The sequence below is a fragment of the Burkholderia cepacia complex sp. TUM26381 genome (genome assembly GCF_057439935.1).
The window spans coordinates 262,084-280,099 of record NZ_CM172007.1 but is presented as its reverse complement, the minus strand read 5'-3'; the positions used below and the strand labels follow the sequence as shown (position 1 = coordinate 280,099).

At 68.3% G+C, this 18,016-nt stretch carries 18 protein-coding genes; 11 read left to right on the top strand and 7 right to left on the bottom strand.

What is annotated here, in order from left to right; genetic code table 11:
* Nucleotides 1–42 precede the first annotated feature (42 nt).
* Nucleotides 43–849 carry a MetQ/NlpA family ABC transporter substrate-binding protein gene (locus ACWMMN_RS18105; protein ID WP_059238698.1) on the bottom strand — a complete coding sequence of 269 codons (807 nt, stop codon included), beginning with the start codon at nt 847–849 and terminating at the stop codon, nt 43–45.
* Between the two features lie 308 nt (nt 850–1,157).
* Between ACWMMN_RS18105 and ACWMMN_RS18100 the strand changes: the two genes are divergently transcribed.
* The 10 genes from ACWMMN_RS18100 (at nt 1,158) to ACWMMN_RS18055 (ending at nt 10,699) form a co-directional block, all read left to right on the top strand.
* A complete protein-coding gene (locus tag ACWMMN_RS18100; RefSeq protein ID WP_059238696.1) occupies nt 1,158–2,315 on the top strand; it encodes a porin in 1,158 nt (385 codons plus the stop codon).
* A 208-nt stretch (nt 2,316–2,523) separates the two neighbouring features.
* Nucleotides 2,524–2,784, top strand: coding sequence for a DUF2866 domain-containing protein (locus tag ACWMMN_RS18095; protein ID WP_011353838.1), 261 nt, complete (start codon nt 2,524–2,526; stop codon nt 2,782–2,784).
* Between the two features lie 124 nt (nt 2,785–2,908).
* Entirely contained in the window at nt 2,909–3,301 is a 393-nt protein-coding gene (locus tag ACWMMN_RS18090) for a DUF6232 family protein (RefSeq protein WP_059238694.1), read from the top strand.
* Between the two features lie 186 nt (nt 3,302–3,487).
* Entirely contained in the window at nt 3,488–3,715 is a 228-nt protein-coding gene (locus tag ACWMMN_RS18085; protein WP_059238692.1) for a hypothetical protein, read from the top strand.
* 239 nt (nt 3,716–3,954) lie between these two features.
* Nucleotides 3,955–6,222: a TonB-dependent hemoglobin/transferrin/lactoferrin family receptor gene (locus ACWMMN_RS18080; RefSeq protein ID WP_486423743.1), complete on the top strand. Its 2,268-nt coding sequence runs from the start codon at nt 3,955–3,957 to the stop codon at nt 6,220–6,222.
* A 49-nt stretch (nt 6,223–6,271) separates the two neighbouring features.
* Nucleotides 6,272–7,363 (top strand): hemin-degrading factor, encoded by a 1,092-nt coding sequence (locus tag ACWMMN_RS18075; protein WP_486423742.1) that lies wholly within the window; start codon nt 6,272–6,274, stop codon nt 7,361–7,363.
* Nucleotides 7,360–8,277, top strand: a complete 918-nt coding sequence (locus ACWMMN_RS18070; protein WP_256087099.1) for a heme/hemin ABC transporter substrate-binding protein — start codon at nt 7,360–7,362, stop codon at nt 8,275–8,277. Before ACWMMN_RS18075 ends, ACWMMN_RS18070 begins: the two co-directional genes overlap by 4 nt.
* A 15-nt stretch (nt 8,278–8,292) precedes the next feature.
* Nucleotides 8,293–9,381, top strand: a complete 1,089-nt coding sequence (locus ACWMMN_RS18065; RefSeq protein WP_175845897.1) for a FecCD family ABC transporter permease — start codon at nt 8,293–8,295, stop codon at nt 9,379–9,381.
* Nucleotides 9,382–9,400: 19 nt separating this feature from the next.
* Nucleotides 9,401–10,222 carry a heme ABC transporter ATP-binding protein gene (locus ACWMMN_RS18060; RefSeq protein WP_486423741.1) on the top strand — a complete coding sequence of 274 codons (822 nt, stop codon included), beginning with the start codon at nt 9,401–9,403 and terminating at the stop codon, nt 10,220–10,222.
* Nucleotides 10,223–10,309: 87 nt separating this feature from the next.
* Nucleotides 10,310–10,699 carry a VOC family protein gene (locus ACWMMN_RS18055; RefSeq protein ID WP_174991592.1) on the top strand — a complete coding sequence of 130 codons (390 nt, stop codon included), beginning with the start codon at nt 10,310–10,312 and terminating at the stop codon, nt 10,697–10,699.
* Nucleotides 10,700–10,730: 31 nt separating this feature from the next.
* Here the strand turns inward: ACWMMN_RS18055 and ACWMMN_RS18050 are convergent, their stop codons facing one another.
* Entirely contained in the window at nt 10,731–11,342 is a 612-nt protein-coding gene (locus ACWMMN_RS18050) for a trimeric intracellular cation channel family protein (protein WP_059238679.1), read from the bottom strand.
* Nucleotides 11,343–11,350: 8 nt separating this feature from the next.
* Nucleotides 11,351–13,471 (bottom strand): penicillin-binding protein 1A, encoded by a 2,121-nt coding sequence (locus ACWMMN_RS18045; RefSeq protein WP_486423740.1) that lies wholly within the window; start codon nt 13,469–13,471, stop codon nt 11,351–11,353.
* A gap of 241 nt (nt 13,472–13,712) precedes the next feature.
* On the opposite strand from ACWMMN_RS18045, the gene ACWMMN_RS18040 reads away from it, so the two are divergent.
* The gene (locus ACWMMN_RS18040) at nt 13,713–14,516 is read left to right on the top strand and encodes an aminoglycoside phosphotransferase family protein (protein WP_486423739.1); all 804 of its coding nucleotides are present in this window, start codon (nt 13,713–13,715) and stop codon (nt 14,514–14,516) included.
* A 72-nt stretch (nt 14,517–14,588) separates the two neighbouring features.
* Here ACWMMN_RS18040 and ACWMMN_RS18035 read toward each other — a convergent pair whose 3' ends face one another.
* The 4 genes from ACWMMN_RS18035 to ACWMMN_RS18020 all read right to left on the bottom strand — a co-directional run bounded on the left by ACWMMN_RS18035 (nt 14,589) and on the right by ACWMMN_RS18020 (nt 18,007).
* On the bottom strand, nt 14,589–15,425 hold the full coding sequence (locus ACWMMN_RS18035) for a bifunctional allantoicase/(S)-ureidoglycine aminohydrolase (protein WP_059238674.1): 837 nt from the start codon (nt 15,423–15,425) through the stop codon (nt 14,589–14,591).
* Between the two features lie 785 nt (nt 15,426–16,210).
* A complete protein-coding gene (locus ACWMMN_RS18030) occupies nt 16,211–16,648 on the bottom strand; it encodes a hypothetical protein (RefSeq protein WP_059238672.1) in 438 nt (145 codons plus the stop codon).
* 378 nt (nt 16,649–17,026) lie between these two features.
* On the bottom strand, nt 17,027–17,686 hold the full coding sequence (locus ACWMMN_RS18025) for a methyltransferase family protein (RefSeq protein WP_059238669.1): 660 nt from the start codon (nt 17,684–17,686) through the stop codon (nt 17,027–17,029).
* Between the two features lie 156 nt (nt 17,687–17,842).
* Nucleotides 17,843–18,007: a hypothetical protein gene (locus ACWMMN_RS18020; RefSeq protein WP_174991595.1), complete on the bottom strand. Its 165-nt coding sequence runs from the start codon at nt 18,005–18,007 to the stop codon at nt 17,843–17,845.
* Between the last annotated feature and the right edge of the window lie 9 nt (nt 18,008–18,016).

Sequence of the window (18,016 nt, the reverse complement as noted above, 5' to 3'; positions counted from 1 at the left end):
CGGCGGGCGCGTCGGCCGCCGGCCGGCACGCGTGAAGACCGGTCAGAACGCCGGCACGATCGCGCCGCTGAACTTCTGGTCGATGAACTTGCGCACGTCGTCCGATTCATAGGCCGCGACGAGCTTCTTCACCCACGGCTTGTCCTTGTCCTGCGCGCGCACCGCGATCAGGTTCGCGTACGGGCCGCGCAGATCCTCGATCGCGATCGCATCCTTCACCGGCGTGAGCCCGGCCTTCACCGCGTAGTCGGTGTTGATCGATGCGGCATCGACGTCGGGCAGCGCGCGCGGCAGCTGCGCGGCGTCGAGTTCGACGATCCTGATCTTCTTCGGGTTCTCGGCGACGTCGAGCGGCGTCGCGTTCACGCCGTTCGTACCGGCGCCCGCCTTCAGCTTGATCACGCCGTACTTCTGCAGCAGCAGGAGCGCGCGGTTGCCGTTCGACGGATCGTTCTGGATCCCGACCTTCGCCCCCACCGGCAAGTCCTTCAGCGACTTGAGCTTCTTCGAATAGAAGCCCATCGGCGCCGTATAGGTGAGCCCGACGTTCACGATCTTGTAGCCGCGCTGCTTGATCTGGCTGTCGAGGAACGGCTGGTGCTGGAAGCCGTTCGCGTCGAGATCCCCCGAATCGAGCGCCGCGTTCGGCTGCACGTAGTCGTTGAATTCGATGACCTTGATCGCGAGGCCGTCGCGCGCGGCGACCTTCGTCACCTCGGTCCAGATCTGCGCGTCGGGGCCGCTCATCGTGCCGATCTTCAGCGTTTGCGAGTCGGCGTGCGCGCCGGGCGCCGCGAATGCCAGCGCGGCAGCGAGTGCGCCGAGGCCGGTCAGGAATGAACGTCGCATGGTGTCCTCTTGTCCCGTGTCGTTTGTTGGAGCACGGATCGTGGCACGGGGCCGGAACGCCACCAACCAAGCTTATTTCATGTGCATATTCCTGATCCGGATCGATTCTCAGCCGAATTCGGTATAACTCCCGACTGTACAACCGGGCAGAATTCAGTGTCGCATCGGCACCACACATTCTTCATATGACAGTCGCTGTCATATTCATTACGTGCCCCGCCGATAAAGTTGCCGCCGGTCCGTGAAAGCGCCCATAGAGAGCGCCGGAACCGCAACTGGACACGCCATTTATTCGCTCGGAGAATCCTTTGAACAAGAAACTGTTGACCATCGCCGTCCTGGCAGCAACGGCCGGCACGGCGCACGCACAAAGCAGCGTGACGCTGTACGGCGTCATCGATGCCGGTATCAGCTACGTGAACCACAGCAAGACCGCCAACGGCGGTACGGGCAAGCTGTTCAAGTATGACGACGGCGTTGCCCAAGGCAGCCGTTGGGGCCTGCGCGGCACCGAAGACCTCGGCGGCGGCCTGAAGGCGATCTTCGTGCTCGAAAACGGCTTCAACAGCGGCAACGGCACGATCGGCCAGGGTGGCGCGATCTTCGGCCGCCAGGCTTACGTCGGCCTGAGCCAGTCGCAATACGGCACGGTCACGTTCGGCCGCCAGTACTCGTTCTCGACCGACATCCTCGGTTCGAACTACTCGACGGGCGGCAACACGGTCGCGGGTAACTACGCGTACCACGTGAACGACATCGACCAGCTCACGTCGAGCCGCATCAACAACGCCGTGAAGTTCCAGAGCGCGAACTACTCGGGCTTCACGTTCGGCGCGTTGTACGGCTTCTCGAACTCGACCGACTTCGCCGGCGCAGCCGCGACGACGTCGGGCACGACGACGACCGCAGGCTCGTCGCGCGCATACAGCTTCGGCCTGAACTACGCGAACGGCCCGCTGTCGGTCGGCGCAGCGTACACGGACATCCGCTTCCCGAGCCAGTCGTCGCCGGCATTCTCGACGACGATCGCGAACCTGAGCACGGGCAACGTCCGCGACCTGCGCACGTACGGTGTCGGTGGCCGCTACGTCTGGGGTCCGGCAACGGCATGGCTGCTGTGGACGCGTACGCAGTTCTCGACCGTTTCGGGCGCGGGCGGCACGTTCTACAACGCCTACGAAGCAGGCGCGAAGTACGCCTTCACGCCGGCTCTGTCGGGCGGCCTCGGCTACACGTACACGAACGCCACGCAGAACGGCAATTCGTGGCACTGGAACCAGGTCAACGGTATCGCCGACTACGCGCTCAGCAAGCGTACGGACGTGTACGGCCTGGTCGTGTACCAGCAGGCTTCGGGCAAGGGCGTGCAAGCGCAGATCGGCTCGAGCACGAGCTACTTCAATACGTCGGGCACGGGTTCGAAGAACCAGATCGCCGCACGTATCGGTATCCGTCACAAGTTCTAAAGCATCCGCTTAACTCGCGGATCACGACGGCAAGAAGCGCCCCGCTCCACGCGGGGCGCTTTTTTATGGGCTTTTAAGTTTCGCTTAATTCTGGGCTGAGAGGATGCTCTCACCCCCCCTGTTGGCCGCCTGAGCATCGGCGGCTTTTTTTTTAGACATGCCGACGGCGCCGCCATCGATTGCCCACAAGACAGGATCGGAGGCCATGATGATCGAAGATACCGTTTTCAGCCATCTGCACGCGATTCTGACGTGCCAACACTCGATGCCGGTCCAGAGCTGCCGCGTATCGGTTGAAATGCAGCGGCCCTGGGGCCGCCCGTATCGTCTCGTCGAATGGACGATGCATCTAGACGCGCCCGCGCGGCGCCAGATCGTGCCGGCCGAATCGACCGACGAAGAGATCGCCGAGGTCGTCGCATCGCACGTGCCGGGCCGGCTTTACGGCGACGGCCGGCTGCAGTTCTGAACGCGTTCCCGCGCCACCCGCTTCCCGTCTTTCGGCCGTCCCGCACACATCGTGCGGCAGTCGGTCTCGTTTGACGCGGCAACGAAACCTGCTACGCTGCGCGTTTTCGTCCACGCAACACACGATGGAAAACGCATTCAACGAACGTGGCGTCATGGTCACGCGCAACGGCCTGTCGGCCGCCGGGCAGGTATTCGCACTGCGTGACATCCGCCAGGTCGATGTCGTCAAGATTCCGAAGAACCGTCTCGTTCCGTCGCTGATCTCATTGATCGGCGCGGCCGTCGCCATCGCGGGCGGCATCGGCGCATCGAGCGCCGCACTCGTCGTCGGCGTGATGCTCGTCGTCGTCGGCTATCTCGCGTGGGCCACGCAGGACATCACGTACCGGCTGATGGTCGAGATGCCCGACGGCAAGCGCGAAGCGCTGTCGAGCGCCGACGCCGCGTTCGTCGAACGCGTCGCGCAGGTCGTGCGCGATGCGCAGGCCGCCAGGACCGTCAGTCCCGCCGGCTGATTCCGTTCGCACGGCTGCACGTTTCGACTCGACGTTGCCGGACGCATGCGGCGAGTGTCGGCGCGTGCGGCTGCCTCGTCGAATCGCATTCCTGTCCGTCATCGCCCGCCCTGCACCTGCGCTGCGCCCGCCGACCGCCTAGTATGGAAAGAGCGGCCCGCCGCCGCATCGTCCGAGGAGGCCAGCATGAACGTCCAGTCGCTGTCCGGCACGCTTCGCGCGCAGGAGTTGCTGATCGTGTCGATGATCCGCGCGCTTCCCCCTGACGCACGCCGTGCGCTCGTCGACCTCTACACCGAACAGATCGTCTTCGCCGAACAGGCGGGCCTCGATGTCCACAGCGATCGCGCAACGCACGATGCGTTCATCGCGCATGCGCGCAACCTGCTGATCCGCATCGAAGCGCTGGCCTGACCGGCCCGCACATATCTCGCGACATTCCCGCCGCGGCTCGCGCGAGCCGCGCGGGCGGGCGCTCGCTCACACGCGCCGCGCTTCGTTCTTGTATTGATAATAATTCTCATTTACACTGGTAAAGTTGTCAGTTGCCTTTCAATTCGCCGTTTGCCGCATGTCGCGCGCAAACGGGCCAGCCAGGTGAACGCGTCACCCAGCCAGCCTTCGGGCTTGTTATCGTCAATGGGAGACCACCTGTGCATTGCTATACGCTGGCGCGGCGGCCGATCTGTGCCGCGCTGTTCGGCGCGTTCGGCCTGTCCGCCGCCACGGCTCACGCCGATTCGTCGCCGCAAGGCGCCGCCCTGCCTTCTACCGTGCTCGTCGCCGCGTCCGCGCGCGGCGATGCGGCGCTGCTCGACCCCGTCACCGTCACGGCCACCCGTACCGCCACCGCTGCAAGCCGCACCGCGGCGTCCGTGTCGGTGATCACCGACGAGGATCTCGAGGAACAGCAGGCCACCAACATCAAGGACGCGCTGCGCTACGAGCCGGGCATCACGGTGCGCCGCACCGCGTACCGGCCAGGCAGCGCCGCGCTCGGCGGCGGCCGCGACGGCGATTCGAGCATCAACATCCGCGGCCTCGAAGGCAATCGCGTGCTGCTGATGGAAGACGGCATCCGCCTGCCGAACGCGTTCTCGTTCGGCCCGCTCGAAGCGGGGCGCGGCGACTACGCCGATCTCGACACGCTCAAGCGTATCGAGATCCTGCGCGGGCCGGCGTCGGCGCTGTACGGCAGCGACGGCCTGACCGGCGCGGTGAACTTCATCACGAAGGACCCGCGCGACCTGCTGTCGATCTACAACAAGCCTTATTACTTCTCGTTCCGGCCGAGCTACGACTCGGCCGACCGCAGCATCGGCGCGACCGTGTCGGCCGCGGGCGGCAACGACCGCATCCAGGGGATGATCATCGCCGACGGCCGGCGCGGCCACGAAGTCGACACGCGCGGCAGCAACAACTCGGCGAGCACGCTGCGCACGACGTCGAACCCGCAGGACGTCTATTCGGAATCGCTGCTCGGCAAGCTCGTGCTGACGCCGACCACCCGCGACACGTTCAAGTTCACCGCCGAGACGGTGCAGCGACGCGTGAGCACCGACGTGCTGTCCGCGATCAATGCGCCGACCACGCTCGGCCTCACGACCCACGACCGGCTCGAGCGCAACCGCTTCAGCGTCGACTACGACTTCCGCGACGACGCGTTCCGCTGGTTCCAGACCGCGCACGTGCAGTTCTACTACCAGGACGCGAAGCAGGATCAGTACGCGTTCGAGACGCGCGGCAAACTGCCTTCGCGCTCGCGCGACAACCAGTACAAGGAACGCACGTTCGGCGGCTCCGCGTTCGCCGAGAGCGGCTTCGCGACCGGCCCGTTCGCGCACAAGCTGTTGTACGGCGTGGACGGCAGCCTGTCGCGCGTGACGAACATGCGCGACGGCACGGTGCCCGGCGTCGGCGAAGCATTCCCGAACAAGGCGTTCCCCGACACCGACTACACGCTGTTCGGCGCGTTCGTGCAGGACCAGATCGGTTACGGCCGCCTGCTCGTCACGCCGGGCCTGCGCTTCGACACGTACCGGCTGAGCCCGACCGAAAACGATCCGCTGTTCACCGGCAAGGCCGTGTCGACGAGCGCGAACGAACTGTCGCCGCGCGTCGCCGTGCTCTACGAGATCACGCCCGCGGTCATTCCGTACGTGCAGTACGCGCACGGTTTCCGTGCGCCGACGCCGGACCAGGTGAACAGCAGCTTCTCGAACCCGGTGTACGGCTACACGTCGATCGGCAATCCGAACCTGAAGCCCGAGACGAGCGACACGTTCGAAGCCGGCCTGCGCGGCAAGGCCGGCGCCGGCTACGGCGTCGTGCGCTACAGCGCGGCGGCGTTCACGGGCCGCTACCGCAACTTCATCTCGCGCACGACGATCGCCGGCAGCGGCCGGCCGGCCGACCCGTTCGTGTTCCAGTACGTGAACTTCGCCGACGCGCGCATCCACGGCCTCGAGGGCCGCGCCGAATGGGTGATGCCGAACGGCATCACGCTGAAGACGGCGATGGCGTTCACGAAGGGCTCGACGCAGAACGACGGCGCGGCCAGCCAGCCGCTCAACACCGTCAACCCGTTCTCCGCCGTGTTCGGCGTGCGTTACGAGCCGAGCGAACGCTGGTTCGTGCAGACCGACCTGTTGTTCCAGGCCGCGAAACGCGACAAGGACATCGACAAGTCCGACTGTTCGAACAAGGCGTGCTTCACGCCGCCGTCGTCGTTCGTCGTCGACCTGCGTGGCGGCTACCGCTTCAACAAGCACGTGAGCGCGACGATCGGCATCCGCAACCTGTTCGACCGCAAGTACTGGAACTGGTCGGACGTGCGCGGCATCGCGGCCGATTCGCAGGTGCTCGACGCGTATTCGTCGCCCGGCCGCACGGTCGCCGTCAGCATGAAAGTGGATTTCTGATGCGCACCGCCTGCGCACCCACCCCAACCGTTACTTGAAGGAGTCCGACATGATGCAATCCGCCCTTCCCGGTCAATCGGCCAGCCCGGCCCGTGCAGCCGCCGCGCTGCGCGACGCATTCGTCAAGCTCAAGACCGAGCGCCAGCTGCGCAACCGCGACGTCGCGCAGGCGCTCGGCGTCAGCGAAGGCGAGGCGCTCGCCGCGTTCGTCGGCGAGCACGTCGTGCGGCTCGACGCGCGTTTTCCGGCGATGTTCGAGGAAATGCCGCGCCTCGGCCGCGTGATGGCGCTCACGCGCAACGACACGGCCGTCCACGAGAAGGACGGCGAATATGCGCAAATGAGCCATGACGGCCCCGTCGGCCTCGCGCTCGGCGACATCGACCTGCGCATCTTCTACCGCCACTGGGTGTCGGCGTTCGCGGTGCGCGACGAGACCGCGCACGGCCCGCTGAAAAGCCTGCAATTCTTCGATGCGCAGGGTCATGCGATCCACAAGGTCTACCTGCGCGCGCACAGCGACCACGCGGCATACGATGCGTTCGTCGAACGCTGGCGCGCGCCGTCGCAGGAGCCCGGCCTCGAGGTCGCGCCCGCCGCGCCGAAAGCGCCCGAGCGCGCGGACACCGAGATCGACGTCGCGGGTTTCCGTGCCGCCTGGGACGCGATGACCGACACGCACCAGTTCTTCGGCCTCACACAGCGTTTCGGCGTGAGCCGCATGCAGGCGCTGCGCCTCGCCGATCCGCAATACGCGTATCCGGTCGAGACCACGCATGCACTGCGCCACGTGCTCCAGCAGGCCGCACAAAGCGGACAGCCGATCATGGTGTTCGTCGGCAATGCGGGGATGATCCAGATCCACACCGGCCCCGTCGCGAACGTGCGCGAGGTCGGCGCGTGGATCAACGTGCTCGACCCCGGCTTCAACCTGCATGTGCGCGAGGACCTGATCGCGGCCGCGTGGGTCGTGAAGAAGCCGACGAGCGACGGCATCGTCACGTCGCTCGAACTGTTCGACCGGCAGGGCGACCACGTCGCGCTGCTGTTCGGCGAGCGCAAGCCCGGCAAGGTCGAACGCGACGACTGGCGTGCGCTCGTCGCGACGCTGCCGGCGGCCGCACGCGGGGACGCGCGATGAGCGCGCGGCCGTTCGATCCGCGCCGCCGCGCGGTGCTGGCAAGCGCGGCGGCCGGTGCGCTCGCGGGCGCGCTGCCCGGCAGCGCGCTCGCGCAAGTTGCGGCGGCCACCCCGAAGCGCGTGGTCGTGATCGGCGGCGCACTCGCGGAAACCGCGTTCGCGCTCGGCGGCGCCGAGACGCCGCGCTACCGGCTCGTCGGCGCCGACACGACCTGCACGTATCCGGACGCCGCGAAACGCCTGCCGAAGGTCGGCTACCAGCGCGCGCTGTCGGCCGAGGGGCTGTTGTCGCTGCGGCCCGATCTCGTCCTGGCATCGGCGGAAGCCGGCCCGCCCGCCGCGATCGCGCAGGTGAAAAGCGCGGGCGTCACGGTGACGACGTTCGACGAACGCCACGACGTCGAATCGGTGCGCGCGAAGATCGCCGGCATCGCGCAGGCGCTCGACGTCCGCGACGCCGGCACCGCGCTGCTGCAACGCTTCGATCGCGACTGGCAGGCCGCGCGTGACGCGGTCGCCGCGCGCGTGCCCGGCGGCGCGCAACCGCCGCGCGTGCTGTTCGTGCTGAACCATACCGGCAACCAGGCGCTCGTCGCCGGCCAGCGCACGGCTGCCGACGCGATGATCCGCTACGCGGGCGCGCGCAACGCGATGCAGGGCTTCGATCACTACAAGCCGCTGACGACCGAGGCGCTCGCGGTTGCCGCACCCGACGTCGTGCTGATCTCCGATGAAGGGCTCGCGGCCGTTGGCGGCCGCGCCGCGCTGCTGGCAACGCCCGGCTTCGGCGCGACGCCGGCCGGCCGCGCACAGCGCGTCGTATCGCTCGACGCGCTGTTCCTGCTCGGCTTCGGCCCGCGCCTGCCGCTTGCCGTCACGACCCTGCACCGGCGCCTGTCGGATGCGCTCGCCTGATTCCGGATTGCCTCGATGCCCGCTCACGCTTCGCCCTTCCCCGCGCCGTCGCCCGCTTCGCGCTCCGGCGCCGCGCGCGTCGGCACGTCGCGCCGCTTCGCGCCGTTCGCGCTGGCCGCGCTCGCCGTGCTCGTGTGCGCGATGTCCGTCGTCGCACTGTGTGTCGGCGCGTACCGCATTCCGCTCGCGGAAGCCTGGGCCGCGCTGACCGGCGATGCCGCCGCGCAGCAGGCACGCGCGGTGCTGTTCGACATCCGCGCGCCGCGCGTCGTGCTCGCGCTGCTGGTCGGCGGCGGCTTCGGTGCAACCGGCGCCGCGATGCAGGCGCTATTCCGCAATCCGCTCGCCGATCCGGGGCTCGTCGGCGTGTCGAGCGGCGCCGCACTCGGCGCGACGACGATGATCGTGCTCGGTCCCGCACTCTTTGCCGCGCACGCGAGCGCAGCCGCGCTGCCTGTCGCCGCCTTTGCAGGCGCGCTCGCGGTCGCGGCGCTCGTCTACCGGCTGGCCGCGTCGCGCGGCCGGCTCGCGCTGCCGCTGCTGCTGCTCGCCGGCATCGCGATCAATGCGCTGGTCGGCGCGGCGATCGGGCTGCTCACGTTCGTCGCCGACGACGCACAACTGCGCTCGCTGACCTTCTGGAGCCTCGGCAGCCTCGGCGGCGCGCAATGGTCCGCGCTGGCGGCCGTGGCGCCGTGCGTCGCGATCGGCTGCGTGCTGCTCGCGCGCGAACGCGACGCGCTGAACGCGTTGCAGCTCGGCGAAACTGAAGCGCTGCATCTCGGTGTGCCGGTGCAGCGGCTGAAGCGGCGCGTGCTCGTGGCGGTCGCGCTTGCCGTCGGCGCACTGGTGTCATGCGCGGGCATCATCGGCTTCATCGGGCTCGTCGCACCGCATTGCGTGCGCCTCGCGTGCGGCCCCGACCAGCGCATCGTGCTGCCCGGCGCCGCACTGCTCGGCGCATTGCTGACGCTCGCCGCCGATCTCGCCGCGCGCACCGTCGCCGCTCCGGCCGAGATTCCGCTCGGCGTGCTGACCGCGCTGCTCGGCGCGCCGTTCTTCCTCGCGCTGCTGTGGAAGAACCGCGGCGCGCTCGGCGGGTAATCCCTTTCTCACGACGATCATGCTGACTGCCCACCATCTCGACGTCGCGCGCCGCCACAACGCGATCCTGCGCGACCTGTCGCTGTCGATCGAACCCGGCCGCGTGACCGCGCTGCTCGGCCGCAACGGCGCGGGCAAGAGCACGCTGCTGAAGACCTTTGCCGGCGAACTGACCGGCAGCGTCGCGCCGAACGGCGTACGCGTGACGGGCGACGTCACGCTGAACGGCGAACCGCTCGCACGCATCGACGCACCGCGGCTCGCGTGTCTGCGCGCGGTGCTGCCGCAGGCCGCGCAGCCGGCCTTCCCGTTCAGCGTCGACGAAATCGTGCTGCTCGGCCGCTATCCGCACGCGCGGCGCAGCGGTGCGACGTCGCACCGCGATCGCGACATTGCGTGGCATGCGCTCGAACGCGCGGGCGCCGATGCGCTCGTCGGCCGCGACGTCACGACGCTGTCCGGCGGCGAACTCGCACGCGTGCAATTCGCTCGCGTGCTCGCGCAGCTGTGGCCGGACGACGACGCGCCGGAACGCGGCCCGCGCTACCTGTTGCTCGACGAACCGACCGCCGCGCTCGACCTCGCGCACCAGCATCGCCTGCTCGACACCGTGCGCGCGGTCGCGCGCGAATGGCAGCTCGGCGTGCTGGCGATCGTCCACGATCCGAACCTCGCCGCACGGCACGCCGATACGATCGCGATGCTCGCCGACGGCACGATCGTCGCGCATGGCACGCCGCACGACGTGATGACGCCTGCGCATATCGCGCAATGCTATGGATTCGCGGTGAAGATGGTGGAAACCGGCGACGGTGCGCCGCCGGTGATGGTGCCCGCGTAGCGCGGGATCGTTACCCGGCGCGATGCGCTGCCATCGTCCGCGACTGTCATTTGAGATCGTCCACACTGCCCCTTCGAGGAGACGCCCATGCCGCTTCCGATGACCCGCATCATCCTGTATGTCCAGAACGTCACGCTGCTGAAAACGTTCTACCAGCGGTATTTCGAGTTACCCGTCATCGAGGAAATCGACGGCGAATGGGTCGTGCTCGACGCGGGCGCGATTGAACTCGCGCTGCATCTGGCCGGCCCGGCGTTCCGCCATGCGACGGCGCCTGCGCCTGCAAGCGCAAAAGCGGACACCAGCAACGTGAAACTCGTCTTCAGGATCGACGCCGGTATCGACGCGCATCGCGACCGGCTCGCCCGCGACGGGGTGACCGTGCGCGATCTCAAGCGCTTCGACGGCTTCCCGTACGCGATGTACGACGGCATCGATCCGGAAGGAAACGTCTTTCAGGTGATGCAGCCGGACTGAACGCCGGTGCGGCGCGCGTGGCTGCGCGCGCTCAATGCTCGACGTCCGCCGCGCCGAAGGTCCGCATCTTCCAGCCCAGCTGCACCGCGAGCATCCGCATCGAGAAACCGGCGGCCAGTGCGACGATCGTCGCGAAACCCGCGTCGATGCCCAGATGCTGCATCCCGACATACAGCGTGCCCGTGACGAACGCGACACTCGCATAGAGCTCCTCGCGCAGGATCAGCGGCATCTCGTTGCACAGCAGGTCGCGCAGCATCCCGCCGCCGACGCCCGTGATCGCGCCGGCCAGCACGACGATGATCGGCGCGATGCCGGTCGACGCACCGATGTCGCAGCCGATGATCGTGAATGCCGCAAGGCCGATCGCATCGACGGTGACGAACAGCGTTTTCATCCGCGCGACGTGCCGTGCCGCCCACGACGCGACGGTCGCCGCGACCAGCGTGATCACCAGGTATTCCGGATGCGCGATCCAGCCGAGCGGATAGTGGCCGAGCAGCACGTCGCGCACGGTGCCGCCGCCGAGCGCCGTCACCGCGCCGACGAGCGCGAGCCCGAAGCGGTCCATTCCGCGGCGCATGCCCATCAGCGCCCCCGACATCGCTTCCGCGACGATCGCAATCAGATAAAGCGTATGCATGGTGTGCGTCAGTCGTCGGTCCGGAACAGGTCGAGCACGCGTTCGCGCTCGGCCGCATCGACCGCGGCAGGCATCGGTTCGTCGCGCCGGCCGCGGTCGGCCTGCGCATCCGGCGCATCGGTTGCCAGCGCACCGCCGCACGCAAAGCGGCTGCGGATATAGGCCGGCACGTCGGACGTGCACGTGCCGCGCGTGTATTCGGCGTAGACGAAATCGCCGTCGACGAGCGCGACGTCCTGCGGTGGCGTCGCATCGACCGGCGTGCGCCCGTCCACGGCCGTCTTCATGTAGTCGAGCCAGACCGGCAGCGCCAGCGTCGCGCCGGTTGCGCGCCCCATCGGGCGCGGCGTGTCGTAGCCGAGCCACGCGACCGCGACGATGCCCGACGAGTAGCCGGCGAACCACACGTCCTTCGATCCGTTCGACGTCCCCGTCTTGCCGGCCGCGTCGTCGCGGCGCAGCGCGAGCGCGCCGCGCGCGGTGCCGGCCCGCACGACGTCGCGCAGCATGCTGTCCATCACGAACGCATTGCGCGCCGACACGACCCGCTCGCCCGACGGTGCGGTCGCCTCGTACATCGCGCCGCCGTGACGCTGCTTCACCGACAGGATCAGCCGCGGCTCCATCCGCGTGCCGCCGTTCGCGAACACGCTGTAGGCGCTCGCGAGTTCGAGCGGCGTCACGGCGCCCGCGCCGAGTGCGAGCGGCAGCGACGCCGGATTGCGCTGCGCGTCGAAGCCGAAGTGCACCGCGTGCTGCTGCACGTAGCGGGCGTCGGTGGCCTGCATCAGGCTGACCGCGACCAGGTTCTTCGAGCGCACGAGCCCGCGCCGCACCGGAATGAAGCCCTCGTAACGATTGCCGAAATTGCGCGGACGCCACGGCCGCGCGCCGGTTTCCTCGTGCGTGAGCGTGCGCTGCGTATCGTCGACGAGCACGCCGGGGAAGTAGCCCTTCTCCAGCGCCGCCGAATAGACGAACGGCTTGAAGCTCGACCCCGGCTGGCGATACGCCTGCAGCGCATGGTCGAACACGTTGCGATTGAAATCCGCGCCGCCGACGAGCGCGAGCATGTCGCCGGTGGCCGCATCGAGCGACACGAGCGCGCCTTCGAGCCCGTTGCGCGCATCGCGCTTCGCGCGCGGCTGCCGGCTCAGCGTCCGGTCGAGCGAGGCTTCGGCCGCGCGCTGGTCGCGCATCGAGATCGTCGTCGTCACGTCGAGGCCGAGCGTGTACGCGTCGTCATGAAACCGCTCGACCATCATCCGGCGTGCGCGCTCGGCGACGTACGGCGCCGCGACGATCCCGGGCGGCGGCGTGGTCGCCAGCGCGATCGGCGCGTCGACGGCCGCGCGATAGGTCGCGTCGTCGAGCTGGCCCAGCGCATGCATGCGGCCGAGCACGTAGTTGCGCCGCGCGGTCGCGCGCGACGGATTCACGACCGGGTTGAACGCGGACGGCGCCTTCGGCAGCCCCGCGAGCACCGCCGCTTCACCCGCGCTCAGCGCGTCGAGCGGCTTGCCGAAATACACGTTCGCGGCGGCCGCGAAGCCGTATGCGCGCTCGCCCAGGTAGATCTCGTTCATGTACAGCTCGAGCAGCTTGTCCTTGCTGTATTCGCGTTCGAGCTTGGCGGCCATCAGGATCTCGGCAAGCTTGCGGCTCAGCACCTTGTCGCGCGTCAGGTAGAAGTTGCGCGCGACCTGCATCGTGATCGTGCTGCCGCCCTGCCCCGGCTGCCCGGTCACGACGTTCGCGAACGTCGCGCGCGCGAGACCGCCGATATCGACCGCGCCGTGCTCGTAGAACTTCGCATCCTCGGCCGCGAGCAGCGCGTGCCGCATCAGCGGCGGGATGCGTTCGAGCGGCACGAACTCGCGCCGCTCGACGCCGTATTCGGCAAGCAGGTCGCCGTCGCGCGAGAAAATCCGCAGCGGCAGCGCGGGACGATAGACGGCCAGGTGTTCGACGGACGGCAGTTGCGTCCAGATGCGATCGATCGTCCATGCGCCGATGCCGGCGCACGCGAGCGTCAGGCCCAGCAGCGCGCCCGCGAGCGTGCGCCACACGCGGCGGCGGCTCGGCGGCGGCGCGGGTTGCGGCGGCGGATTGGCGATGTGGTCGGTCATGTCGGGCTCCTTCTTCAGTGCCCGCGCCGGCCGGCGCAAGATGGGCGCCGACCGGTCACGGAAGGCGCGCATTGTCGAAGGGATAGCCCGAAACCGGAACATTCTTTAGCCAAAGTTTGGCTGGCTAAATTTTATTTAGGAAAGCGCGCCGGGGGCCATTCGCGCCGCATGCGCGGGCCTGCGGCATGTCGTCGCGGCGGAGCACACGGCACGCGATCCGGTTCGCTTGTACCATCGCGGGATGTTCGATCGATACCTCGACCTGTGGGGCCTCGCTCCCGACGGCTGCCCGATCCTGACCGCCAGCGGCGGCCTGTTACCCGTCGTGTGGCATGCGCGGCCCGCGATGCTGAAAGTCGCCACGTGCGACGAAGAACGGCGCGGCAATGCACTGATGGCCTGGTGGAACGGGCAAGGCGCCGCACAGGTGTGGCAGCACGACGTCGATGCGATCCTGCTCGAACGTGCGCAGCCGGCACCGTCGCTGGCCGCGTTGTCGGCATCGGGCCACGACGACGACACGATGCGCATCGCGTGTGGCGTCGTCGCGCGGCTGCACGCGCATCGTGCGCCGCAGCCGCCTGCGCAGATCGTGCCGCTTCATGACTGGTTCCGTGCCCTGCTGACGAATGACGCGGACCATAACGTGCTGCGCCGCTCGGCCGCAATCGCGCGCCAGTTGCTGGCCGAAGCCGCCTCGCCCGTCGACGATGTCGTCCTGCATGGCGACATCCATCACGGCAACCTCCTGCATTTCGGCGATCGCGGCTGGCTCGCGATCGACCCGAAAGGGCTACGCGGCGAGCGCACGTTCGACTACGCAAACCTGTTCTGCAATCCCGTGCACGACATCGCGGTCGATCCCGCGCGTTTCGGGCGGCGCGTCGCGCTCGTGGCCGATGCCGCACAGCTCGACCGGCGCCGGCTGCTGCAGTGGATTCTCGCGTGGTCCGGTTTGTCGGCCGTGTGGTTGATGGAAGACGGCCTGCTGCCCGATACGCGGCTGCAAGTCGCGACGCTGGCCGCGGCGGCACTCGGCCTGTAGCGAAACGCATCGCCCATGAAAAAAGCCCGCCGGCATGCACCGGCGGGCTGTCGTGTCCGACTTGCGCGGCGCTCAGCGCGCCGGGTTCAGCAACAGGTTCATGTGACGGTTCACGTCTTTGTACAGCAGGTAGCGGAAGCGGCCAGGGCCACCCGAGTAGCATGCCTGCGGGCAGAACGCGCGCAGCCACATGAAATCGCCCGCTTCGACCTCGACCCAGTCCTGGTTCAGGCGATAGACGGCCTTGCCTTCCAGCACGTACAGGCCGTGCTCCATCACGTGCGTTTCCGCGAACGGGATCACGCCGCCCGGCTCGAACGTCACGATGTTCACGTGCATGTCGTGGCGCATGTCGCTCATGTCGACGAAGCGCGTCGTGACCCATGCGCCGTTGGTGCCCGGCATCGGGATCGGCTCGACGTCCTGCTCGTTGGTCACGAACGCTTCCGGCAGCGGAATGCCGTCGACGGCCTGGTAGTGCTTGCGCACCCAGTGGAAGCGCACCGCGGCATCGCTGACGTTGTGCAGCGTCCAGTCCGCGCCCGGCGGAATGAATGCGTAGCCGCCCGGCTTCAGCGTGTGCTTGTTGCCCTGCAGCGTCAGCTCGGCTTCGCCTTCGACGACGAACAGCACGGCTTCGGCGTTCTTGTCCTGCTCGGGCTTGTCGCTGCCGCCGCCCGGATTCACTTCGACGATGTACTGCGAGAAGGTTTCCGCGAAACCCGACAGCGGGCGGGCGATCACCCACAGGCGCGTGTTCGTCCAGAACGGCAGCCAGCTCGTGACGATGTCGCGCATCACACCCTTCGGGATCACCGCGTACGCCTCGGTGAACATCGCGCGATCGGTCAGCAGATCCGTCTGCGGCGGGTGGCCGCCATGCGGCGCGTAATACGTTGTCTTAGACATATTGCATCCAGGCAATGGGTTGGTCCGGCCCCTGGCGCAAACGGCATCGGGCGGTTCGCACGCGCGTGGGGCACGCATGCGGCGGCGGGACATCGTTGCCGGGGTGGCTTGAAAGCGCATGCGCCTTCGTTCGGTCGGCCAGGCTTCGCGTCGGGTCCGTCCGGTTGATCGGACGCGGCGGCCCAGGTTGCTGGGTCCGGTGGCCGGGCCGCGGCGCTCGCGATCATGCGGCGAGGCGCGGCGGGCGGCACGGTCGACTCCGTACGCGGGCATCGTTGACGATAGCGAAGTCGATCACGATCGACCAATTAAATGTTGCGATGATATCCATTCGATTTTCCACTACCGGCCGGCGCCCGCGACGCGCGGTGAAGGGGCGTTGCGCGGCGTGCTGGCTATCAGGGAAATCCTGACTGCGGCGGATGGGCCGCAACCCGTCCGGTCATGCGAATCGACCGAAAGGCGACGGGCTCGCGGCAGCGGATCGCTGTGTCGCGGTCGTCAGGCCGGCACGGGCCGACGAACGATCCGTGATGACGCGTGCTGACACCGTGCCGGCGCGTTCAAGCGAGGCAGGCCAAGTCGTCGGGAAACGGGGAAACAGGGCGGGAGGGTTGTTGCCTGCCCCTGGATCGGGCGCATGGCAGCGGCTGATGAAGCCGGAGGGGGTCGCCGGCCAGGCCGGCGATGACGGCCCGGCAGGCCGCCGGGCCGAATCTCGCGTCGGGTGCCGACGCCGTGGCGCGCCGGTGCGCATGGCGCGCACCGTGCCGCGCCAGCGGCGATCAGTCCCAGTCGCGGTGATGACGATGCTTGCGGTGGCGATAGCCGCGGTCGCCGTGATCGCGCTCGTACGAGTTGCGCGACATGTTGCCGCCGAGTGCCGCGCCGGCGCCGCCGCCGACTGCCGCGCCCAGCAGGCCGCCCGTGCGGCCGCCCATCGCGTTGCCTGCCGCGGTACCTGCGCCGCCGCCGAGTGCGCCGCCGATGATCGCGCCGGTGCGCTCGTGACGATTCGACGTCACCGCACCACCCGCGCCGCCGCCGATGGCGCCGCCGATTACCGAGCCCGTGCTGCCGCCGAGCGCGCCGCCGACTGCTGCGCCGGCTACCCCGCCGAGCGCGCCGCCAAGCGCATTGTTCATGTCACCTGCCAGAGCCGGCAGCGCAGTCGCGCCGGTCAGCGCGGCGACGACGAGAGCGGGGGCGATTTTCTTCCACATTCCCGTATTCTTCCTTGTTCGCAATCTGGTTATTGAAGGTCCGCCCGGTACGACGATCTGAATCGATCGACGTCGGGTGAGGCATTGTGCCGGACCGCGGACCAATTCATTTCAATGAGCTTGCGGCGAAGAATAGCACCGGTCCCGCTTCCTTGCCGTGGACATTCTGGTAACAAGTTGTTTACGAATAAAGGCGGTCGAACGGGCATCCCGAAATCGGCTGAAACCCGCGCCGGCATTGGCTCCGGCAAAGGTCCGGCCGCGCACGGCGACCGGCCGGCCATGCGCGGCGCCGCACGTTTGAGACACACGTGGCAACACATCGGGCACGCGTCGTGAGCGGGCGGCCGGGCGACGGTCGGGGGAAGATTGACGGGGTCAGTACAGGCCGGGCAGCAACCGCCACGTCCGCGCGCAATACGCGTCGTATTCGGCGCCGAATTGCGAACGCAGCAGCGCCTCCTCCGAGCGGATGCGCGCGACGAGCGGCACCAGCATCAGCACGACCAGCAGCACGCCAACGCCCGAGCGGAACGCCAGCGCCCAGCCGACCGAATTGACGAGCAGGCCAAGGTAGCTCGGATTGCGGATGCGGCGGTAGATGCCGTCGGTCACGAGCGTATGGCCCGGCTGGATCGCGACGAGCCCGCTGAAGCGCTTGCCGAGCACGAACACCGGCCAGATCCGCAGCGCGCCGCCCGCGATGTACAGCACGACGCCGATCCAGCGCACCGTGTCGCCGCCGAAGGTCCAGACATCGAGCCGGTCGGTCAGCGCAGGCAGGTACGCGAGCAGGAACCCGCTCACCGCGAATGCGGCGAGCACCCAGCGGTTGTCGCGATTCTCGCGCTCGCCGCTGCTCAGGTTGCCTTCGGTGAACAGCGCGGCGACGGCCATCACGAGCGTCGCGATCACGACGACGGTCAGCTGGGGATGCGAGAAAAACACCGCGAACCCACCGCTGCCGAGTACGGCGAGCCCGAGATAGACGAGCGTGGAGACGCCCGACAGGACTGCGACCTTGCGGGTGACGGTCATGACGGCCTCGTGGGGATGCGCTTTCCTGTGAAGTATAGGAAGCGCGCACACGAAACGCCGTGCGCCGCCGTCATGCGGTGCGCGAATCCGCGCGAATCGTCCGGCGAAAGGCGGCGAACCAGGCCGGGGCGGCCGGGGCTCGCGCGCGGTGCCGGATCAGCGGATGCGGATGTTGCCGCCGATCCCGACGCTGACGGGCGGCGCGTAGTACGCGGGCGCATAGCCGTAGTAGGCCGGCGCGGGCGCGTAGCCGTACGGCGGCGCGACGTAGCAGCCGGACAGGCCGCCGATCAGGGCAAGCGTGATGAGAAGTCTGGACATGGCTCGGTT